Below are 22481 nucleotides of genomic sequence, written 5' to 3' on the forward strand. Positions count from 1 at the left end.
AGGGCACGCCTGGCGACACGAATGTGGACATTGCGTTTTTCAGGGTAATGGTGGGTTGTTTTTCACGAGCAATTCGACACTCGATCCGGGGCGGATATGTTCGTGTGGATTCTCGGCGGGTTCGGTCATGGCGGAAGCTTGTTGCATTCGCGTCCTCCGGGGCTTCTCAGCGCAATCATTGCCCGTATCAGATTGCCCGGTTCAACGACCCGGCGCAGGAGGACCTCGTAAAGCTCTTCAATGTCAGAAGCTGGAATTAGCCGGCGCCCAATCCGGCCGATGGGGCACGGTGCTGCTCACGCCACGGCGGGCCAGAGGATGTGACGGTGCTCAACATCATGAACGGAGGACGCGGCGCAGGCGGCGTTTCCACGTTCTTGAAGGGCGCTTGGCCGGAATCGTCGTCAATTGTTGCTCATACGGGGCCACACACTTGCATCCCGAGGTAACGCCTGCAATGGTGAGGCAAGTTCATCTCCGAGCATCGTAATGGCGAGCCGTCGCCTTATTCGGCAGGCGGTATCGACGGTTACCCTGCAAGCTGCATGCTTCGGCTGCCTGCCGTGACGTACGACGTCGGCCACGCTCATGCACGGCGTTCCGCCTCCCGCTAGGCTGAACATCGGGGCAAGATCCGTTCCCGCAATGGCGATCTTTGGAAAAAAATCGACCTTGCAGACGTCCGAGAAGCCGTTTTCGGGGAGAGGGCGCTATGCAGAGAGGTGGTCTTGGCGAGTCTTGTCGGCGAAGACGCCTGTGCAGAGCGGTGATATGGCGATCTTGCTGGCAAGGAACAGCGATGCAGAAGAAGGTGATGTGGCGATCTTTATGGCAAAGACGCCTATGCGGAGCAGTGATGTAACGATCCTGGTGGGGAGAACGCCGATGCAGAGCGGTGATGTGGCATTCTTGGTAAGAAGAACAGCTGAGTGGAATCCGCCAAACGCTTTCGTTCAAGCCGCTCACGCCCCATCCATCAATTTCTTTTGGCGACTCCACTGACGAGTGCAGCACGGCTCCACGTCATCGTCCTCATTCGCTGACAACCGCCGTCTTCAGCGCCACAACGCTTGTGCCGAGGCACCATCTGCCGCAGGGATGGCAGGCGCATTGCATTCACGCAAATCCTTTGGGCGTCGATCGCGTCGGACCAGGCTTTTGTACGCCTCGATGTCGCGAAACGCGCAGAACAGCGGCCTGACGTCGTCGATTTCATTGCGCGTGTTGCGCTAAGAGATATTCGGCGGGCCAGATGGGAAAGCTCTGCTTAAGCCTCGGCGATCATAAGCCCAGGAGCAAAACGACGGTGCGCCAAGGTTGAAATTCGTTCCACTCGCCGGCGAATTCATGCGCGATGTTGCACGGCAATGCCGGTGCGGGATCGCGGCACGCCGTCAATGCGTTCGTGAACTTAGATCGTGACCTGGCTTTGCGCACGCCCCGATAGCCCCACCGCCGAGCTTCCGCCGACCTTCGTCTTTGGATCCATGCGGTCGGGCTCCTCGCGCGTCACCCGGAACGTCAAGATACCTCCTTCGCGATATGGTCGAGGATCTTTTTGATACATCCTGCATAAACCGAGCGAGGCGGTGGTGAAATCAGCGTCTTCTCCGCCTCTGCCGCGAGCCGCGAGTGAAGCAATCAATGGCCGCCAAAGAAGGCATCCCTTCGACGACTCGAAGAGCGTCGTCGCCTAGCCATGAAGCCTTTTGTAAGTTTTGCAGGAGCATCTCGCTTCCCATTCGCCCTGCTGACCACCTCGCAGCGCCACGGGCCAATCATTCCTTGCCGCACGGCGCAAACCACACCTACGGCATCGTGCGTTTCTTGAAGAGCCTTCCCAGCCAATCCTCGAACGCTTCAGCCTGCCACGTCAAGCGCCCCGAAACTTTTTCGCCACGCGGCCGATAGACCACACGCTGTTGTAATAGCTGCGGGCCGCATCCTCGAACTTTGGGTTGGGCGCACGTGTCCGATCGTGAAGCTGCCGTAAAGGATGACGCGCGCCTTTTTGAACGTCGTCGGCGGTGACGTCGTCCTCCAGCGTATGAAGTCGTTGATGTTTATGGGTTGCCAGGCTGCGGCAGCAGTAAACTCGCGCGATAGCCGCGGCCCGGCATCATGCAGACGGCGAAAGGCTGCCGCCACCTCGCTCGCCAGTGACCTTCCGAGCGACCTCCATGCCACATATCGTAGGGGCCACCTCGGCCACGGTGGCGATACCATCAAGCTTCTCGCGGGTGATGACGGGAAGCGCGCCCATACGCACGTACCTTCGCCGAGGCGGGTGACGAACTTGCCGCTACGCGTGACGACGAAGGGACCTCGATTAGGATCAGCAAGAGAGGCGCGATGCGCTCACGACCCACTCAGGGACTTTGGCCGAGTCGAGGATGTACTTCCATGGGCTCGTGATCGCGATGAAAACTGACGGCGCAGGCTCAGCGTGAGGGATCGAGAGTCGATCAGGCCTGGTCAAGAAGTGATAACCGTGTTCCACGATGTGGAGATGATGGTATCACCATAACGAAACCGAGACGGAAGAGGATTTTTGGGGGGTGGTCATGTCCGTCCTCCGCACGCCTCGGACATGCCGCCTCCGTTTCGTGCTCGTGATGTGCGCGGGGCCCCGCCACCATGCGACGGTCGAGGCGTGCGTTGCCAGCGCTCGCTTCGGCTGGTGCCAGGGCCGTCGATCAGACGCGGCCTTCGTGCTGGCAAGCCTGCTCGCGCTGAATGCGTCCTGCACGGCAAAAGCACGACCCGCAGCGGCCCCGGGCGCGTCCATCGTGAAGCGGCGTTGCAGGATGCTCGGGAAGCTGCGCTGGACGGTGATTTCGATGAATCGCGGCGCATCTACGGGGGAGCTGCTCGTGCAGAAACGCACGCGACGACGAAGCGCGAGCGGGCCTCGGGCGCGGGCATGCGTGGAGCGGCGGCACGACCGCGCCGAAGAGCTTTATCGTGACGTATTGGCGCGCCATCCGAGCGACGACGACGTGCGAACGGGGCTTTTCAACGTGCTCGTGTGGGACCATCGGTGGAAAGATGCAGAGCTTCTTTTGGACGAGGCGCCAGCGCAGCACACACCGGGCCTTTTGACATTGCGCGCGCGGCTTTTGCATGCCGATGGTAACGTCACGAAAGCACGCGCGCTCATTGAAAGAGCCGAGCGACTTGCACCGCACGATGGCGACATTCGCGCATTGCGGTATCGCATGTACACGCGTTCGGCGCGAATGACGACGCGGGGCGCGTCTTTGGGAACGGCTCGCCAGCGCTCGGCCAAGTGGACGTGAGTTTGTCGCAGTCGATCCATCGATTGCGGCTTTCGTTCGACACCGGGCAAGGCGGTCGGCCGATGTCGCTGTCAGGTGACTGGGCCTATGGCGCAACGTACGGCGGAGGCGCCCGCTTGGCATTTGCGCCGGGATTGTCGTTCGGAGCGGAAGCCGCATTCGGCGCGCCGGCCAATGCGGTGCCGGTCGTGCGCGTTCGTAGTCAAGTTCACCTGCCCTTCCGCCCTGGCTTTCGAGCAGCCTTGCATATACGTTTCGCCGTTTTACGGATGCCATCGAAACGCATGGAGCAAGCCCGTCGATCGGGCTGACATTGCGTGGCGAAGTGCGAATCGATGCGACGTATTGGCTGACGCACGTGCGCTTGCGGGATCGCGAGGACGAAGCATCGAGCCGGTGGATCCATGCAGGGGGGTATCCGTGGGGCGAACGGTTTTGCCGTGGCTCGATGTGCGAGGGGATATGCCCACGGAGCGGAAGCCGAACGATTGCCGGCCGTGTTTCAGCCCTGGATCTGGTGAATGATTCATTTTACGTGGGTGCGCGAATGACGCCCGTGGGTTTTTCTCGATTGAACCGCTGTACGGACTTGCTTTGCGAGGTCCGAAAGGCGGCACGCGCCAAGTGCAACACGTTCGAGCTGGGATCGTGGTGCGGCACTGATGCGCGACGGCAAGCATACTGTTTTGTTAATCACACCTGTAACGACGCACAATGTCGGAAAAGACCTGCGGGGAGGGGCGGGGAGGATGACACGCCCGCTCGTACCGTTTGCATGTATCATCACGCTCATTCCAATGATTTCGCGCTCCAAACGCCTCCACGGCTTGCTTACATCGCCCATTTCCGGCCGTTCTGTTTCTGCTCACGGGCGTGAGCCTCCTGAGCCCTGCATGCTCACTGATTCGATGGGTACTGCACCCGTCAGTCTCTTCGGCGCCTCCACCACGGGCTCGGGCGGAGCTGGGAAGCGACACGTCCAGCAGCGCATCGACCGGAGGCGCAGGCGGAAGCGGCGGAATGAATGACACCGCGTCGAGCAGCGGCGGAGGCGGCGGGTCGATGCCGGTCATTCCTTACGCGTTTCGGCGGCGTCTCCACGTTCAGGCGCAAGCGTCGGCAATTCCTAGCGATTACTCCATCGCCGTCCCGCTCGACCACTGGTCGCTCACGGGGCAATCCAAGGCGCTTCTGACGGGCAACGACGTGCGTATCTTCCGCGACGACGGTGGTATGCTGACGGAGCTCGACCGAGTGCTGGATCCGGTATCGTCGTGGAACGGCACGTCGACACTTGGTGGTTCCGCACGACGGCTCCGATCGAGGCTTCGGCCGTCGACCAATCCTATTGATTTATTACGGCGATCCGACCGCTGCAAAACCTCCTGCGGATGGGAATCGAGTGTCACCTTATCGGAACGACTTCGACGACGGCGTGGTGGACAGTGGTGGCTTTACGCTGTCGCTGATTGGTGGCGCCAAAGAGCGGCCGCGGAAGCAGGGTCTGCGCTGACGCTTTCCGTGTCGTCGGGCGATATTTGGGCCTCGTCGGACAGCTTCGTGTTTTTGCATCATGACGTGAGTGGCGATTTCGTGGCCGATACGTACGTGACGTCCATGGGAGGCGCAATGGATGAATGGAGCAAGATGGGGGTCTGATGATTCGGCAAAGCACCGGTGCCAAATCGCGCAATCGCATCATGTCGCCGGTTTTCAGCGCATCAGCTCGAACCAATTCTATCGTCTCGAGGACAACGCGAGCACGGCTGAAGTGGCCATCGCTGGAACGAACCTGACGCCGGAATATGCGCGGTGACGCGCATGGGCAATCGATCGCGTGCATTTTATTCGGCAGACGGGTTCAATTGGCAGGAGAACGGGACCGAAATTACGTTTTCCAAAGCGCTCACCGACCCCGTGCTGATTGGAATCCCGGCGTGCAACCTCGATTCGGGGATTGGTACCGTGACCGTCGAATGGATTCGGGTGCGCAAGCTCGTCGAAAACGAGCCTGTCGTGACGGTGCTGGCTGAAGAGAGCGGGCCAATTTGAGCGGAATGGGTGCCGTCGTTCTTTGAAGCGTGCGCTCATTGACGCACTTGACATTGGCCGTGTCATCGCTTTTCATGGTCGGTCGTGGTCGACTTCATGAGCAGCTTTCAACGATACTTGGTCTTTCCGTTGACGTTTTGCGACTGCATGCAACTTGGGAGCAAGCCCGCCCTGGTCGCTGCAGCGTTTTTCTTCGGGTGCTCACCGGCACCCTCGATCAACGTCGGTGCTGGAGGCAGCGGTGGCACGGGGTCTGGTTCGGGCGGCGCAATGCAAACGAGCAGCAGTTCTTCGAGTGGAGATCTCTTCGACGGCGGATTTGGCCCCGACGACGCCGGGCCCGAGGATGGATCGAAACCGCCCGTGCCAAACCTCGTGCCCAACGGTGACTTCTCTCGGCGGGCAATACGCAATCTTTCTCCGATTATAGCTACGCCGATATCAACACGGTGGAAGGCGAATACACGGTCGGAACGAATCCGCAGGCATTCAATAGCAATCTGCTGATGATTGGCGATCACACGACCGGGGACGGGTTGATGTTCATCGGTAATGGGAAGGCGACGCCCGATCGCGTGTGGTACTCCGGGCCGATTGCCGTAAATCCCGGAACCAAGTATTTCTTCGAGGCCTGGGTGATGAATGCTTGTTGCCCGCCACCTTACGGGGATGGTATCAACCCGTGGGCCCGTCGGAGCTGTCGTTTTACGCGAACGACGAGCTGCCTCGAACTTGAACTTCATCACAACTCGGCGTTTGGGAGGGGCTGAGCACGACGTGGAATTCGGGTGGCGCAACGTCCGTCACCCTGAGGCTCGTCAATGCGAATACCCAGGCATCGGGCAATGATTTCGCGGTCGACGATGTTTTCCTCGGGGTCGAATCGTCCATCCCTCCGCCGAAGTAAGCGCACCGTTCAGTGCGTAGCGCTTCGATTCTGCGAATGAAGCAAAGAACCGCGTTTTCCCTTGTAACCCAGCCGCTCAACGTGCGATTCCGTACTCCATGCAAGCAATGACGAGACGCCGCTCGGCAATGCTGGGTGTGCTGCTATTGGGCTTCGGTGGGGGATGGATGACGGGAGCGTGTGACGCCGGCACGCAGCTACCTCCGCGCGTTACGCTGCCCGACACATCAACGGAGACGCCGGAGGAATGTCCTGACGACATTGAAGATCCGTGCATGCGTTGGTACATCCCGCTCCTCGGAAATCCGAAAGACGATCTTGCGCTACGCGCGAAGTACATCGCGGCGTTTGGCTCGCCTTGCTACATGTCCGTGAACGATACGTTCAATTGCTTCTATCAGGAGAAGGAGCTGAAGACCAAAGCGTGTAATGATGCCAACAGATCGCCGAGCTATTTGGAGCTGCGCCGTACGACAAGAGTTACGAATGTCAACCGATCGCCGGCTCTGACGACTTCCGGCTCCAGGTGGGTCCGGATGTCTCGCACGAGATCTTCATCAGGTTCACGAATGCGCCGCGACAAACACCGCTCGTCGTGGTCGATGGCGTCCCGACGGAGGTGAACGGGCCGTATCGGAATTTGGTCGAAGTAACGGTGTCGCCCAGGAAACGACTTCGGCTCCTAGCGGTATGGTCAACGCGGACGGCGAGCCCTCAACCAGAGGGAGTGGGTCCTGGAAGTCAACAAGAAAAGCATGGTGGCAAGATTCACTCCGATCTCGCGGGTTTACATGGCCTTGCGAGGAGGGCGGAGGGCAAACCAACGATATGCGAGGAGCCAACGGTCCTTGCAGATCCAGACGATCCGCCGCCCTTCTATCTTCCAGGCCAGATTGCCGGGCGGGTACACCACGTCGTACCCAGGAAAGACAAACGCTGCTGCCCTGGGGCACGAACTCGTACAAAACGCAGCCGTCATCTCTCGCACGAACTCAACAACTATTTCCGAAACAACGACCCGCCGGCAGACGAAGTGAAGCAGCTCAATGACGCGCCAGCTCGCCGTGACATACCTTAGCCGGCTTGTTTGTTGGGACCGCGTTGACGCCAACCAACCCGTGGGGTAGGGCGACCTGATGATTGAGCGGAGCATCGGTACGGAAATCCTCGTCTTCGACCGTGACGCCATTAGTGCGCGCCGCGTTGCGCGCGTACCGAAGCCATCGTCAAGCACCCACACACCGAAGCCCGCCTGGACGGGCGATTTCGAGCGGGGCGCCTTCTACAGGGGTGGCGGAGGTGGCTCGGATGGAAGTTACGACGTGGTCGCGTGGACCGAGAAGGGCGTCGTCGGACTCGCATATGAGCTCGGCTTTGGCCCGATCGAGCAACTCGGCCTCGCGAAGGACGACGTGACCGGCGGCCCGGAGGACGTGCGCGCGGCGTTGCCCGGCCTTCCTGCCAGGCTGGAACCCGCGTTCTTGATGGCCGCTGGCATGCTCGGGAAGGGATGCAATGCGGAGAAGCTGGCGGGTGTGGGCTTTTGGCTCGATGGCGATCGTATTGGCGGCACGCTCTTTACCGACCCGACATCTGCAGGCGCCGATCGACTCGTCATGTGGGGCTTGCTTCGACGCGGCAGGCTCCTGCCCCAGATTTATCGTCGTTCTCATCCAGACACCAGGGCGACCTTGGCAGAGCACGCCCGCGTCGAGGCCCCCATCCACGCGTTTATGGACGGTGGTCGATCGAAGGCTGAAAGGCCCCACGGAACTCACCGCCGAGGAGCTCGAGGCGATGCTTTACCCGCTTCCTCCACGCCCCCCCCAAGCGTGTGCTCGGCACTCAACGCATGCTGGAAAAGGTCGGCATCACCTGGCCCGGTTCGCCCAAGATCCCAGACCCGCCGCCGCGGCCCAAAGGCCCCAACCCCTTTACGCGCCCGCCCAAGACGGTTCGGCGACAAATGTTCCGTCTCGGATACCTTGGTTTCGACCGCGATGCCATCGTCCGGGCCGCCAAACGCGCCTATGTGGAAGCGGTCCTCGCGCAGCTCGACCCACTCAAGCGTTATACGTTCACCGTCTGCGTCGTGCCGCGTTGGAAAGGCGACCTCCAGCGGGGCGCCTTCTACAATAGCAACGGCGCCGGGGACTATGAGGTCGTCGCGTGGACCGAGGCCGGCGTCGTGGGCCTCGGGTACCAACTGGGCTTTGGTCCGATCGAACACCTCGGCCTCTCTGTCGACGCGGTGAAAGGCGGCCCGGACGATGTACGCGCGACGTTGCCCGACCTGCCCGCCGAGCTCGAGCCCGCGCTCGAGCTTGCCTCGAGCATGCTCGTGGCGGGGCCGGTGCACGGGGAGAAGCTAGCGAGCATTGGTTTCTGGTTGCGCGACGGCGAGCGGCTCGGGGGCACGCTCTTCGACCGCGATGATCGTGCGGTTCCCGGCGCCCTCCGGTTGGCCACGTGGGGCCAGGTTGCATGGGGAACCCTCTGGTACCCGCCTCATGGTGGTGGGCACATCACGCAAGCCATGCTGGATCGAGCCGAGCCCATCCGAGATCTCGTCGAGGCGGTGGCCGAGCGCGCCCTCGCCGGCCCTACGCAACTGACCGCCGATGAGCTCGCGACGCTGCTCCCCACGCCGCCCGATCCCGAGCGGTTGCTTGCCGCACAGGACATGCTTCAAAAGGTGGGCATTACGTGGCCCGGTTCGCCGGAGATTCCCCCGGAGTAGCGGCGTTCTTGACGTGAGCGTGATCCGCGACGGCCCCGAAAGGCCGTCACGCAGCAATGATTTGATTTACGCCGCAATCGCTCACGGCGTCGTGCCGGGATCCTTCCCGCCACCTTGCGCTGCTTCTTTCGTGGCTGCAGCCTGTTTGGCCGGACCATACTGGTAGTCGAGCAACGTGGCCACGGGCCCGAGCACTTCGTGCTTGTTCTCCACGCGGTCCGCGCGACGCCGTGCTTGGGCCGCGAATTCGGCCAGCAGCGTCGCGATTTCGTGCCGTCGTTGGAGACGCGTCTCATAGAGCAATTCCGTCAACTTTGCGCCGCCGCGTGCAATTCCCAGATGCGCATCTTCAGCCGATAACGCCTGCAAGCGCTGAATCTCCGCGGGATTCAGTCCTGCACGCTCCACATCGGCCGCAGCGAGTTGCACCACGTGCGTCACGACGGTTTCGTACCCATCTCGCACCTTCGTCAACTGACGAACACGGTCCGGCGTGATATCGGAAAGCGGGATACCCGTCGCATCGATGATCAAATCACCGACCTTGGGATGTTTGGGATCGCTCACGATGGTTGACCTTTCTCTCTGTGCGAAAGCCCAGAGTTTTCCGACCATCGCACATTTGCGAAGTGCGGTCCAAGTTTCCCGCACGTGCCTACGCGAAAAAGCTCGATTCCGCGGTGTGGTGTGCATCGCGCCACAAAAATCTCCCAGGTCACGACACCATTTTTGTCGCTGTCGGCAATCGTTTCCTCGGTCGATGGTCTCGGAGACTCGGCGCCGAGGAAATTTTCCTATGGGCCAAGGAGCGACGTCCTTGGCACCGAAAAATTTTTGTGTACCGAAGCACAATTGCTCCATATCGATGGTCCTGGAGACTCGGTGCCAGGGAAATGTCCGCATGGGCCGAAGCGCTGTCCTTGATCGCGATACAATTTTCGTAGTGCTCTGCAACATTTTCCTAGGGCGATGGATCGGAAACGTTGCTCACTACGAAAAACTCATGATGATACGGAGTGGACTCCTTGTGCGATAGGAGATTTTCGTCGGCGCATGGTGGTGGTTTGCATCGATTGAGGTGACATTCTCATTGACGAATGAATCGCATGGTGGGCGATAGATGAAATTCGTTGGCTTCGAGGTGCGTGGGTGCACCCAATAGAAGGAAGCAGCTAGTACAAGGACAATTTCACCATGTGGCAGTTCTGCATTCGACCACACTTTTGCGCCATGTCGTTACTTACTTGATCTTGAGCCACGGGCTCCCGCTGCGCGAAGCGCGCGGTCGGCATCGGCGGCTTGTTGGGCGGTGACCCAAGGGGCGCAGACGGCATCGCGCAGGTCCACGCACACAAGCTGCGATCGTGGGATAGGGATTGGCCAACGGTCGCGACCGTGAAAGAACAGCTCGAAACGTTGAAGGCTACGTGAATGGGCGACGCAATGGCCATTCATGATGATGGACGTCGCACAAAAGGCAGCATTGAGCAGCTAGGTGCGGTGCCCGAAGCGCTTTTGAGTCCAAAACTTGTTCAAGCGAAGGCCAGGTGCACGTTACTTCACGACGAGCTTCTTCAGTGCCAGTGCTCCATAGTCTCGGCGGCACTGCATCCCGCACGATCGTCAAAAGACTTGCGGCAGCGTCCATTAGCGCAGTATCGAAACGACTCGTCTGCATGGGTGGTGTACGTTGATCTCTGTACGCTCGCGTCATCGGGGAAAGCACGCCTTGCTGCCGCAGCAGCCAGAAGTCCACTGCGTCGCCCACGACCGTGACGCGAAGAGCCGTTCCTGCATTCCGAAATTCCCTCTCGACCCAGATCGCTTGGTCAAGCGGATGCGACCAGCCATACCCGAGCGGTCCATTGCGCCACGAAAGCGATGACGATTTCGAGCGATTGCTTGGAAGAGCTTCCTACCGATAGCGCCGATTCGCCAAGGGTTGCTCGTTGGCGCCTGTTGGTCACCACTTCGAGCGTTCATCGGATGAGACGATCGATTTCCATGTCTGTAAGGGGTTTGCCGGTAAAAGGGTTGATACGTGGACGCGGCAGCGGGGGGATTTCAGGCGAACCAGGCCACGTGATGCCCACTTCTTGAAGCCTTCGCTGAACGGCGAGCAATTGCGTCGGTTCGGGCTTGGGAATCAGCGTCGCAATTTCGTCGGGCGTGAATTCGGTCGGCCCTTTCAGCGCGCGATCGACCACCGCGTCGATGATGGCGTGGATGGGTGCGTCCGTCGTTCGGGCGCGCTCTGCCGCGTGCGGGGCAAGTTCCCCGAGTACCCAGAATGGTAGCCGACCGTTTTGGAGCATGCCCCATGGGAGCAGTTGTTCGGTACCGGGGGCTTTCGGATCGGTGAAGAACGTACCCCCAACCAGATCGCCGTACAGCCAGAAGCCGACGCCCGCCAGCTTATCCAGGCATTGCACGAGCACGCCCCCTTTTTGTTGACCCGAGCCTGCTGGGAGCATGCTGACTGCGTTCACAAATGCGGGCCCCGCTGGACATCACCCTTCCAGTAGGTTTGATCGCAGACCTCGTACCGCAGGCCACTCGGAAGACCAGCGACCATGGACTCGATGTAGGCGCGCAGCGCGGCGTGCACGATGGCATCGCGGTCGAAGACGAGGCGTCCGCGGGGATGATTGCGTATCACCATCTGCCGCAACTACCCCACATTGGTCCCGGCGTCAATCAGGTCGTGACAAACTGCACTCGCTCTGCTCACGGCGTGTACGCAGGGGCCTTGTTGAGTTGTTTCACTTCCTCGGCCGGTGGGTTCTTGTTCGACAACCAGTTGTTGAGCTTCGTCGAGATGACTGCTGCGTTCTTGTTCGAGTTTGTCCCCCAGCCGCAGAGGCGCTTGTCCTTCATGGGCACGACATGGTGCACCCGCGCGATCAAGGCCGGGTCGAAGGGTTTTTCTTTGCTAAATGGATCGTAAAGGACAAGCGGCTCCTCACACTCTTCCATCACAACCTTGCAGTTCTCATCGAGCCTCTCGCAAGTCCACTTGAAGCCCGCAAGATCGGAGTGAATTTCGCCGACGCCCGCGGCGTTCTTGTGCGCGTTGCGATTGACCTGCAGAATATACTCCCTCTGGTAGATGGCCCCGCCGTTGGCGTCGAGCATGCCGCTGAAGCATTTGTTGAACGGCTGCGCAATTCCGACGGTTGGCGGCTCGGGCAAATTCCGATATGGACCGTTGACCTCCACCAGCACGCCGTCGACCTCGACGAGCGGTGTTTGTCGCGGTGCATCGTCAAAGTAGATCCACGTCCTGATCGACGGATCCGAGCCAGTTTGGAGCCAGTAGTTTCCTTTGCCGTCAGGCTTGCATTCGTACCCCTTGTCGAACGGCGCATTTCCCGATACCTCGCCAATAAGCGCTGCATCTTCACACGCTTCCTTCCACGTCTTGTACCAGCAGTCGAATGTGCGGTTTGCGTTGTCCGCCTGATAGCAAGCGTCGCCAAACGCCGCGATGTACTTTGCACGAACTGTGGGGTTGTTGGTCGGATCGCCAAGGAGCTCGAGACGATAGCGCTCGCACGGATCTTCCACCGGCGCTGGGCATTGGGTGGGCATGTCTTCGGGTTTGTCGGGCGTTACCACGCATTCGGTCGATGCATCGAGTGACGATGCGTCGGGCGCAATGGCCGAAGCGACTGGGCCTATCTCGCCCATGCACGCTCCGGTCATCCCCACCCCAACGACGCCCAAGAGCAGCATGCCCCGCACCGCCAGGCCGCGTCTTATCAATGCTACCATTGCGCGGATTCCTTTGGTCGTCCTCATTGCGCATTCGCAAACTCTGTGATTCCTCATTGTTTCCTCATCCTTCCATTCTGTTTTGAGCGTACCAATAAGCTAAACAAGGCAAACCTCAATTCATGTTGCGCAGCGCGGTCCCGACGTTGACCGCACCGCCCGCGATTGCGACGGCTCCGCCGCCGACATTGACGCCGCCATCCACCGCCACCGCGCCACCATGCCCCGCCATGACGGCCGATGCTTCGCCCATCACGCTGACCGCAGGCGCCGTGACGATGGATTGTCCTGGACTCGATACCATTGCGTTGCCGTCGCTACTCGTACACCTCCAACTCCACGTTTGTAGCGGCTTTATCGTACGTTTCGAGTGACAATGCGGGCTTCGTGAACACGTAATCGCGCTTCGTGTACTTTCCCGATAGCATTCGATCGGCCCATGCGAATCGAGAAACGTGCTCATCGTGCGCCATGGCGCCGAGCGGCGCGCGGAAAATGAGCGTTCCCCCTTCAATGGGCTCGTGCGCGGTCGGACCGTCAGCCATCACGAGCACACGGTCATCGAAGAAGAAATGAATGCCATCTTCTTCGAGCAGTCGCGTGATGAACGCCCAATCCGTTTCGCGATACTGGACGCAGTATTCGCGCTTGGGCCTATCCTTTTCGAGCGCGAAGCGAAATCGTTCGTTTCGAATACCAGCGGCAACGGGTGCCAACACACCTGAAACGTCTTTTTACCCTGCTGTGAAGGCACTCCTTGATGCTGTGGGCAAGGACCTTGAGCCCAAAGTCCGCTGCATCATGAACTTGCGCAATCAAGGTGCGGGCCTGCCGGATGGCGGTCTGTTTACCGTCGATCAGTTTGCTCGACGAGCAACCAACGACGAGATCGACGCAGCGCTCGGAAGCATGAAGCCGAGCCGCGGGGCAATCGAGGTAAAACCACCCTCGCGAAGCCTTGGCGACCTCACGAAGTCAAAGCAAGCGTCGGACTACGGCACTGCCTACCGGCACATGTTGCTGACGAACCTGCGGGAATTCGCGCTTGTCGAATATGGCGAAAATGGGCCGACATGGATCGAGCGTTTTGAGCTGGCTGAGGATGAGGCTGCGTTTTGGCGACTCTGTGCCGCACCCTCGAAGGCGAAAACGCTTGAAGATCGTTTCCTCGACTTCTTGAGGCGTGTCCTAAAGACACCAGCGCCGCTCACGGAGCCGGAAGACGTGGCGTGGTTTCTCGCAAGCTATGCTGACGAGAAATCAGCCACGATGATATGGCACCACGCACTCGCAATTTGTTATGCGCCGGAATGGCTCGCCGAAAACGGCGACGCAATTCGCGCGGATTACCCGCGGATTCCGATGCCTGACAGCCGCGGGGCGCTCGATAGATCAGCCGCACTTGGCGCAAGGGTGGCAAGTCTTCTCGATCCGGAAGTTGCTGTCGATGGGGTGACGACGGGCAAGGTGCGCGAAGATCTCCGAAAGCTGGGCGGTTTGCGCCGCGATGACGGTGTTACCTTGGGGCGCGACGACCTCGCCGTAGAGGCGCGTTGGGGTGCACTCCAGCGGGGCTCTATCGTGATGCCCGGCCCTGGAAAAGTGACGCCCGCCGACGGCCCAGAGCTTGCCTCAGCGCCGCTTGGCCCGACCTTTCTCGATATATGGTTGAATCAGAAGGTATTTCTTCACGCCGTCCCCGAACCCGTCTGGAATTTTAGTGTTGGCGGGTATCAGGTCATGAAGAAGTGGTTGAGCTACCGCGAAAAAGCAGTGCTCGGGCGCGCACTGTCACTCGATGAAGCGCGGCACCTGACGAGCATGGTGCGTAGAATCTCGGCTTTGCTCATCATGCGCGACGAGCTGAATGCGGTATATCGGGAGGCCCGTGACACTCACACGTGTTTAGCGTCGGACGGGGCCGACACCGTGGCCTGCCCCGAAGCCCCCTGATTACTGATGCACATTCTTGGCGTGGCTGGTCCTGCCCCCGCCAACGCGTTTCAATCAGCTCGCCAACTGATGCCCCCTCAGCCACTTCGGCACCCCCGTCTTGAACTGCCGCGCCATCACGCGTATCCTGCCGCCGCATCCACATGCGCGGACGTGCCCTTTCGCATTTTTGGCCGCTGCCCACGCCTTGGCCTCGCCGCGTCGCGCGCCTGATCGCTGCGGAAGCGCGACCTTTCCCTCGATGCGCAGTTGTTGGTGAGAGGTGACGGGTGCCTTATCTGCTCACGCCCGAAATCTTGACGTGCGACATCGCTCGAAATAACCGCACATCACCACGCAATACCACCGCTTCGCGAATACGCTGCATGAGCGGCACGGAGATGGCCCGTGCACGCTCGCGCCCTTCTGCCAAGTGCTTTTCGATGACTTCTGGATGCGCCATCAGGTCGTCGTAAATCTTCCTGGGCTCCCGCAAGGAATGCCTCGAAGCACTTCGTAAAGTGCCTGTTTTGCTTTCGCCCCAGCCAATGCCTTTGCGATATCGATCCGCCAATGCGTCGATTTGCTCTTGTGACGCAAATGCGCTGTAAAGGAGAAAATGGATGATGTGCGGATCCTTCGGTACTTCGAGCGGCGTCGAATCCGTGACGATTTTTCATGATGAGCTTTTCGGAGCTTTTCGGATCGCCGAAAGAGGAATCACGTTGTCGTAACTCTTGCTCATTTTGCGCCCATCGAGCCCCGGAATGACGGACATCTTGTCGTCGATGTGGGGCGCGGGTACCGTGAGAATCGGTCCGTAGACGGCATTGAAACTGCCGGCCATGTCGGCGGTCATTTCGATGTGCTGCGCCTGGTCTTTGCCCACGGGCACGAGGTGCGTGCCGAACATCAAAATGTCGGCAGCCATGAGCACGGGATAATTGTAAAGCCCCATGTTGACGCCCGCGTCGACGTCGACACCGGCTTCCTCGTTTTTTCTGGACAATCGCCTTGTAGGCGTGGAGCTCGATTCATGAGGCCCCTTGCCGGTGAAGCACGAAAGCACCCAGGTGAGCTCGAAAAGCTCGGGGATGTCGGACTGCCGGAAGAATACGACCTTCGACGGATCGAGCCCGCAAGCAAGCCACGTTGCCGCGACTTCGAGCGTGCTGTCACGCATGGTCTTCTTGTCGTGGACGGTGGTGAGCGAGTGGTGAGTCCGCGATGAGTCAAAGCGCATCGTGTTCGGGGTTTTGGGCAAGCTGAAGGGCGGGCGTGATCGCGCCGACGTAGTTGCCGAGGTGCGGATGCCCGGATGACTTGATGCCGGTGAGAATCGTTTTCTTGGCCATGGCTGCGAGGCCTCTTCTAGCACCACCAGGAGCATGTGGGGCAGAACAAATTCACTTTTCGAATCGCTGCGAGGTTGCCGAATCAAACGAGCGTCACGCGTTGATCCATGCGCCCGGTGGAACGCCTGACTCGGGAGGCAAGTCCGATATGCGACGCATCGTCTCGGGTGGAAGCCGGAAATGCGGCGCATCGTGTCCGGCGGAGATCCGATATGCGACGCATCGTTTCAGGCGGAAGATCCGATATGCGACGCATCGTTTCAGGCGGAAGATCCGCAAGGCGGCGGCTTTCCGCGCCATGCCATTCGCCGAGCGCGCGCGCAGCTTCGGTCGCTACCTCAGCGGCCGGATCCATGAGCGCGCGAGAAAGCGCCGGTGTGCTGAGCCAACGTTCTTTGCAGCGCGAAAGCGACGAAGCCGCCAAGGCACGCGCTTGGGGCGATGGGTCGGATACGACGACTTCGGCAAGCGCAGCCGTCGCTTCGGGTGTGCCCGCGGAGGCGAGCTCCTTCAGCGCACGAAGCCTGGAGCTGATGCGTGCGGAACGCCGCGCCGATACGATCGATGGCGAAGGTTCACGCTTGGCGGAACGGACATCGTTCAGCAGCGTTTCGACAGCGGCACGCACGGTGGGAACTTCATTCGCCGCCGCAGCGGAGATCGCCTCGGACAAACCCGCTTGGGCCACTGCGCAAAGCGCCGCGCGAGCCGCACTTCGCGCTTCGGGAACGGGCGATCCGAGCGCTCGCGTCCATGCCGCGACGGCGCCGATCCTATCGAGCGACAACGCGGCGCTTCGGCGCACTCGGTCACACGGATCGAAGAGAGCTCGTTCGAGCACGGACCAATCGGTTGGAGCGAGCGCTGCAATGGCTTCGGCCGCGCGGCTGCGGACTTCCGCGTCGGGATCGCGCAGCGCGAAAACGATGGACTTGGCGGCATCTTTGTCGCCCGTTTTCGCGAGCGCATAGGCCGCACATGCTCGGACGGGAGGTGCGGGATCGGTGAGCGCCGTCGAGCAAAGCGCGCGCGCAGCACGTACGTCGCCAATGCGCCCGAGAGCCTCCGCCGCGGCTGCGCGGGTCGTCGCGTCGGCATCCGCGAGCGCCGAAATGAGGCGCAACGTCGCACGTGGATGACCAATGCGCCCAAGGACGCGCGCGGCCCAGGTACGCGCGGAGGGCTGGTTGTCCGCAAGGAGCTCGAGAACCGGGCCAATGGCCAATTCACCGTACGAAACGAGCGCTTGGCGACGGTGGGTGCACTTCGATCGTCGTTCGACGCGAGCGCTTGACACAGATGCGGCACGACGGCTTCATCCATGATGGAACCAATCGCTTCGCCAGCCGCAAAACGGACGGTGGAATCTTCGTCGGGATCGACCAGCGCTTCGACGAGCGTTCTGCTTGCGGCAATCGCGCGCAATTTTCCAAGCATTCGTGCGGCATGCGCGCGTTCATTCCACGAGCGTGCATTGCGCAAGGTTTGTTCCCAAGCTTCACGTAACCCCAATTTTTCACACACCTCGGCACATACGGCCTCTTCCCCGAGGGCTTCTTCGAGCGCCGCTTCCACGGTGTGCATGTCGAATGTGCGAGAAAGCGCGCGTGCCAAATGTCTTGGCGGCACATGTCGCAGCTCGTGAATGACATTGCGTGCCAAGACGAGCCGTTCGAGCGCCTTTTTTGCACGCCGCCTTCGCACGACTTCCCGCCCGATGACAAAAGCGCCCGGTACGAAAGCTACCGCGACGATTGCGAGCGCCACATAGAGCACGAACGCGATGACGTTCACTTCGCACCCCCTGGCAATGAAGCATTCGATGTCGCAGGCGTCACGGCAAAACCCTTGCGCCCGAATTTGTCCCAACCCTTGTTGCCCTTCAGAAAATCATACAGCCCGCGAAGCTGCCAAAACACCAAATATTGACGATATCCCAAATTCGACAAAAGGCCCACGAACACGAGGATGATCGTGTCCTGGCTCTGCGGGTACGCGACGAGCGACACCGATTCATGGGCCCCCCTCGCATGTTCGACGCTGAAAATGTGCAAAGCAAAATAGACAATGTCGACAAACAAAAATTCATGGCCATCGCCAATCCGAGAAATGACAACAAAGCTGCCGGCGACAAGGCGCCGAAAATGGCGGTGAGGATCAAGAGCAAGTAGCCGACGCATTCGATGGGAGGCGCGAGAGCTTCGAATACGAGCTGATATGGCATGGCAAAGAGTCCAATTTGGCGGTACTGAGGTCGAAACATGATGGCGCGATGATACACGATGACCTCCCCACAATCCGCGATACCACCGAGCCCGCGCTGCTTACCAAGGTCGCGATAATTCTCCGGCGCTTCCGTCCATGCAATGGCAAAAGGTAGACAAATGATTCGACCGCGCATTCCCTTGTCGAGGAGCCAGCGGTGAAGACGAACGACGATTTCCATGTCCTCGCATACCGTGTGGGCACCTTCCGAACAGTATTCGATGCACAATTTCGACCGAACGTGCCGGGTCAAAAACCCCCCGACTTCAAAGAGCGCCGTGCGCCTGATGAGCGCGAATACGCCGGACAAAATGAGCACTGCATTGTCTTCGGACAGCGCCGTTCGTCCCTTGCCGAACGAACGCATGTATTCCACGATTTGCAGTTTTCCAATGAGACTCTTGGGAAGGCGCAATTCCTCCACTTTTCCATCTTTTACGATTGATCCGTTCGACAAACCGACCTGCACGCCGACGGCAACGATGTCGCCCGGAGCTTCGAGGACTTTTCGTACTGCGAGCAAAAGGGCGTCCGGAACGAGCAAACTGTCCGCGTCCATGCTCGTGACGAAAGCACCTTCGGCCACGTTGGCGGCGGCATTGAGCGCGTCGGCTTTTCCGCCGTTTTCTTTGTCGATGAGGACCATGCGGCGGATGCTGGCCGGGAGTTTGCTGCGGCATTCCCACATGCCGCGAATATGGGCCGTGCCAATGGTCCCGATGGGCTCGTATGCAACCGGAACGAAAGGAAACGCCCCGAGGAGCACTTCGACCGTGCGGTCCTTCGATCCGTCGTTGCAAATCACGATTTCATACGCGGGATAACGCAATCGCAGTTGCGACCGAAGACTATCGACGATGGTCACTTCCTCGTTGTACGCAGGGACGAGCAGCGAGACGAGGGGCAAAAACACGTCCTGCTCGAAAGACAATGCCGGCCGCGCGATTTCCGAAATCAGCTCGTGCCGAATTCGCCGAAAACTGGTCAGGACGAACCGAGCGTTCAGCACGAAAAACACCGTAACGTACCCGACGATGATCGCATCCAAAATCCAGAGCGCATAGACGATGGGCACGACCGCCATTCTAACGAAATATTCGTGTCCTGGTACACACAGAATGGTGTTAGTGTCGGAACGGACCCAGCTTGGTCGCGCACGACTTGTTCGTCGTGGACATTTTCCCGGTTGAACGAAGGTAGGAGTGCGTGCTACAAGGTCGCGCGTTCAGTTAGACCAGGGAAAACCCGCCATGCGAAAGATCAAGACTGAGATTGCCGCAGCACGTGAGCCTGATTTCATTGTGGTCAAGGGGGCTCGCGAGCACAACCTTCGCATCGAACACCTCGAGATACCCAAGCGAAAGCTGGTGGTTTTCACGGGTCCGAGCGGTTCGGGGAAATCGAGTTTGGCGTTCGACACGCTGTATGCCGAAGGGCAAAGGCGCTATGTCGAGACGCTTTCGGCGTATGCGCGGCAATTTCTCGGGCAGCTCGACAGGCCCGCGGTCGAGCATGTTTCGGGGCTTTCGCCAACGGTTGCCATCGAACAGAAAAGTGCTTCGACGAACCCGCGATCGACGGTCGGAACCATTACGGAGGTATACGACTACTTGCGCGTTTTGTATGCGCGTGCGGGCGAACAACGCTGCACCGATTGTGGCAAGGCGGGTTGCTTCGCAAAGCGTCGATGAAATCGTCGAAACGTTGCTCGAGCTTCCGTCGGGCACGCGTGCGACGCTGGTAGCGCCCATTGTGGTTCGCCGCAAAGGCGAGCACAAGGAGATCTTCGAGGAGCTTGCGTCGCGTGGTTTTTCGCGGGTCATCGTGGACGGTAAACCGGAGAAGCTCGATGCTCTTCCGCGGCTCGATAAAAAGCTCTGGCACGATATTTCGCTGATTGCGGATCGCATTGCGATTCGGGCAGACGACAGGCCGCGCATTGCGGAGAGCGTGGAGCTTGCGCTACGAGAAGGAAAAGGCGAAATGGTGGTGGAGGTCGAGGGGCAGCCGCCGCGAACGTTCAGTCAAGCGCGATTCTGTTGCGGAAAGAGTTACCCAGAACTATCGCCTGCGAGTTTTTCCTTCAACAATCCTTTGGGTATGTGCCCCGCATGCAATGGGCTCGGCAGTCGATTGGAGGTCGACCCGGACACGATCGTGCCCGATCCGAAATTGTCGATACGCGAAGGGGCGATTGCGCCGTGGGCATCGGCGATGAGTCGAGGGGAAGGATGGACGTTTCGCATTGCGGATGCGGTGGTTCAAGCGACCGGCGCGGATTTGGACGTGCCGTTCGGGAAGCTGTCGAAGGAAAAGCGCGAGCTGATTTTGTACGGATTGGAAGGAAAGAAAATATCGGTGAAATGGGGGAAAGAAGGGTCGGAGAGTCACGGAACGTTCGGGATGAAGTTCGAGGGGGTGATTCCGGGGCTCGAACGGCGCTTTCGCGATACGACGTCGGAGATGGCGCGGGAGAATTATCGCAAGTTTTTCCGGGAAATGCCCTGCGAACATTGTGGTGGAAAACGTCTGCGTCCTGAATCGATGGCGGTTTACATTGCGGGGAAAACATCACGGACGTGACATCGATGACCGTTGCCGAGGCTTTGGCGCACATGCAGGGGCTGGCGCTTGCAGGCGGGAGAGCTCGGATCACGGAGGGAGTGAAGCGGGAAATCGACGCGCGTCTCGGGTTTTTGATGAACGTGGGATTGGACTATTTGACGCTGGACAGGTCGGGTCCGACGTTGTCTGGTGGAGAAGCGCAGCGCATTCGGCTTGCGAGTCAGCTTGGTAGTGAGCTGAGCGGGGTGATGTACGTGCTCGACGAACCGAGCATTGGGCTGCATCAGCGGGACAACGAGATGCTGATTGCGACGCTGCGGCGATTGCGGGATTTGGGCAATACGGTGGTGGTGGTGGAGCACGACGAGGAGACGATTCGGACGGCGGATCACGTGGTGGATTTGGTCCGGGCGCGGGGCACGAGGGCGGACGCGTGCTTTTGATGGATCACCGGAAGCCTTGATGAATGAAAAAGGCAACATGACGGGTGATTATTTGGCTGGGCGGCGGATGATTGAAATTCCGGCGACTCGGCGTAAGCCCACGGGTTTCATTACGATTCGTGGGGCGCGCGAGCACAACTTGAAGAATATCGACGCAAAGTTGCCGCTGGGGGTTTTGACGGCGGTAACGGGCGTGAGCGGCGCGGGGAAAAGCTCGCTGATCAATGGTATTTTGTTACCGGCGCTGGGCCGCGCATTGCACGATTCATCGGATGCGGTGGGGGCACATACAAAAATTGAAGGGCTCGATGCGCTGGACAAGGTGATTGCGATTGATCAACGTCCGATTGGTCGGACGCCTCGATCGAATCCGGGGACATATACAAAGGCATTCGATCACATTCGCGAGATCTTTGCGCTTTTGCCGGAGGCGCGGGCGCGGGGCTGGGATGGGGGACGGTTCAGCTTCAACGTGAAGGGCGGGCGATGTGAGAGCTGTCATGGCGACGGCATGGTGAAAGTGGAGATGCACTTTTTGGCGGATGTGTACGTGGTGTGTGACGTTTGTAAGGGCAAACGGTACAATGCGCAAACGCTGGACGTGCGTTACAAGGGGAAAAACATCAACGAGGTGCTCGATTCGTCGGTGGAAGAATGCTTGGCGATGTTTTCGCACCACACGGCATTGAAGCGTATTTTGACGACGCTGGTGGACGTGGGTCTTGGGTACATGAAAATCGGGCAGCAAGCGACGACGCTTTCGGGGGGCGAAGCGCAGCGGGTGAAGTTGAGCCGGGAACTGGGGAAAACCCAGACGGGGCGCACGCTGTACGTGCTCGACGAACCGACGACGGGGTTGCATTTCGAGGACATACGGCGGCTATTGACGGTATTGTCGCGTCTCGTGGAGGCGGGCAATACGGTGGTGGTGATCGAGCACAACCTGGACGTGATCAAGGTGGCTGATTACGTATTGGATTTGGGTCCCGAGGGTGGAGCGCGCGGGGGGCGCGTGATTGCAACGGGAACGCCGGAGGAGGTCGCGGCGGTGAAGGAATCGTACACGGGGGCGTTTTTGGCGAAGATGCTGCCGGCGGCGGGGAAGCCTGCGAAGGGCGGGAAGAGGAAGGGGTGAGCGTGTGTCAAATG

General features: G+C 59.8%; 18 protein-coding genes and 3 pseudogenes. 9 read left to right on the plus strand and 12 right to left on the minus strand.

Annotated elements, in window-relative coordinates:
• Positions 1 to 2119: 2119 nt before the first annotated feature.
• Entirely contained in the window at positions 2120 to 2263 is a 144-nt protein-coding gene (locus IPM54_35070) for a hypothetical protein (GenBank protein MBK9264991.1), read from the minus strand.
• A gap of 448 nt (positions 2264 to 2711) precedes the next feature.
• Between IPM54_35070 and IPM54_35075 the strand changes: the two genes are divergently transcribed.
• From IPM54_35075 to IPM54_35095, 5 genes are all read left to right on the plus strand, one after another.
• On the plus strand, positions 2712 to 3299 hold the full coding sequence (locus IPM54_35075) for a tetratricopeptide repeat protein (GenBank protein MBK9264992.1): 588 nt from the start codon (positions 2712 to 2714) through the stop codon (positions 3297 to 3299).
• Complete coding sequence (locus IPM54_35080; GenBank protein MBK9264993.1) at positions 3296 to 3610, plus strand: hypothetical protein; 315 nt, start codon at positions 3296 to 3298, stop codon at positions 3608 to 3610. Before IPM54_35075 ends, IPM54_35080 begins: the two co-directional genes overlap by 4 nt.
• A 709-nt stretch (positions 3611 to 4319) precedes the next feature.
• Entirely contained in the window at positions 4320 to 4958 is a 639-nt protein-coding gene (locus IPM54_35085; protein MBK9264994.1) for a hypothetical protein, read from the plus strand.
• Positions 4933 to 5115: a hypothetical protein gene (locus IPM54_35090; protein ID MBK9264995.1), complete on the plus strand. Its 183-nt coding sequence runs from the start codon at positions 4933 to 4935 to the stop codon at positions 5113 to 5115. Before IPM54_35085 ends, IPM54_35090 begins: the two co-directional genes overlap by 26 nt.
• Positions 5116 to 5120: 5 nt before the next feature.
• Positions 5121 to 5351, plus strand: coding sequence for a hypothetical protein (locus IPM54_35095; GenBank protein MBK9264996.1), 231 nt, complete (start codon positions 5121 to 5123; stop codon positions 5349 to 5351).
• 107 nt (positions 5352 to 5458) lie between these two features.
• Here the strand turns inward: IPM54_35095 and IPM54_35100 are convergent, their stop codons facing one another.
• On the minus strand, positions 5459 to 5734 hold the full coding sequence (locus IPM54_35100) for a hypothetical protein (protein ID MBK9264997.1): 276 nt from the start codon (positions 5732 to 5734) through the stop codon (positions 5459 to 5461).
• 631 nt (positions 5735 to 6365) lie between these two features.
• Here IPM54_35100 and IPM54_35105 point away from each other — a divergent pair.
• The gene (locus tag IPM54_35105; protein ID MBK9264998.1) at positions 6366 to 6881 is read left to right on the plus strand and encodes a hypothetical protein; all 516 of its coding nucleotides are present in this window, start codon (positions 6366 to 6368) and stop codon (positions 6879 to 6881) included.
• A gap of 1229 nt (positions 6882 to 8110) precedes the next feature.
• Positions 8111 to 8998: a hypothetical protein gene (locus IPM54_35110; protein MBK9264999.1), complete on the plus strand. Its 888-nt coding sequence runs from the start codon at positions 8111 to 8113 to the stop codon at positions 8996 to 8998.
• An 81-nt stretch (positions 8999 to 9079) separates the two neighbouring features.
• Here the strand turns inward: IPM54_35110 and IPM54_35115 are convergent, their stop codons facing one another.
• From IPM54_35115 to IPM54_35140, 6 genes are all read right to left on the minus strand, one after another.
• Positions 9080 to 9565, minus strand: coding sequence for a hypothetical protein (locus IPM54_35115; protein ID MBK9265000.1), 486 nt, complete (start codon positions 9563 to 9565; stop codon positions 9080 to 9082).
• Between the two features lie 1412 nt (positions 9566 to 10977).
• Positions 10978 to 11472: a hypothetical protein gene (locus tag IPM54_35120; GenBank protein MBK9265001.1), complete on the minus strand. Its 495-nt coding sequence runs from the start codon at positions 11470 to 11472 to the stop codon at positions 10978 to 10980.
• A gap of 11 nt (positions 11473 to 11483) precedes the next feature.
• Complete coding sequence (locus tag IPM54_35125; protein ID MBK9265002.1) at positions 11484 to 11660, minus strand: hypothetical protein; 177 nt, start codon at positions 11658 to 11660, stop codon at positions 11484 to 11486.
• Positions 11661 to 11725: 65 nt separating this feature from the next.
• A complete protein-coding gene (locus tag IPM54_35130) occupies positions 11726 to 12772 on the minus strand; it encodes a hypothetical protein (protein ID MBK9265003.1) in 1047 nt (348 codons plus the stop codon).
• Positions 12773 to 12887: 115 nt separating this feature from the next.
• A complete protein-coding gene (locus IPM54_35135; GenBank protein MBK9265004.1) occupies positions 12888 to 13076 on the minus strand; it encodes a hypothetical protein in 189 nt (62 codons plus the stop codon).
• Between the two features lie 13 nt (positions 13077 to 13089).
• On the minus strand, positions 13090 to 13491 hold the full coding sequence (locus IPM54_35140) for a hypothetical protein (protein ID MBK9265005.1): 402 nt from the start codon (positions 13489 to 13491) through the stop codon (positions 13090 to 13092).
• 82 nt (positions 13492 to 13573) lie between these two features.
• Between IPM54_35140 and IPM54_35145 the strand changes: the two genes are divergently transcribed.
• Complete coding sequence (locus IPM54_35145; protein ID MBK9265006.1) at positions 13574 to 14725, plus strand: hypothetical protein; 1152 nt, start codon at positions 13574 to 13576, stop codon at positions 14723 to 14725.
• A gap of 274 nt (positions 14726 to 14999) precedes the next feature.
• Here IPM54_35145 and trpS read toward each other — a convergent pair.
• The 4 genes and pseudogenes from trpS to IPM54_35165 form a co-directional block, all read right to left on the minus strand.
• Positions 15000 to 16059, minus strand: a pseudogene (gene trpS / locus IPM54_35150) (tryptophan--tRNA ligase).
• Between the two features lie 82 nt (positions 16060 to 16141).
• A complete protein-coding gene (locus tag IPM54_35155; protein MBK9265007.1) occupies positions 16142 to 17356 on the minus strand; it encodes a HEAT repeat domain-containing protein in 1215 nt (404 codons plus the stop codon).
• Positions 17326 to 17643, minus strand: a pseudogene (locus tag IPM54_35160) (HEAT repeat domain-containing protein). The gene IPM54_35155 and the pseudogene IPM54_35160 overlap by 31 nt, the downstream one beginning before the upstream one ends.
• Before the next feature lie 298 nt (positions 17644 to 17941).
• The gene (locus tag IPM54_35165) at positions 17942 to 19399 is read right to left on the minus strand and encodes a glycosyltransferase family 2 protein (protein ID MBK9265008.1); all 1458 of its coding nucleotides are present in this window, start codon (positions 19397 to 19399) and stop codon (positions 17942 to 17944) included.
• Positions 19400 to 19574: 175 nt separating this feature from the next.
• On the opposite strand from IPM54_35165, the pseudogene uvrA reads away from it, so the two are divergent.
• Positions 19575 to 22467, plus strand: a pseudogene (gene uvrA, locus IPM54_35170) (excinuclease ABC subunit UvrA).
• Positions 22468 to 22481: the final 14 nt, after the last annotated feature.

This window comes from Polyangiaceae bacterium, from assembly GCA_016715885.1.
GTDB lineage: Bacteria > Myxococcota_A > Polyangia > Polyangiales > Polyangiaceae > Polyangium.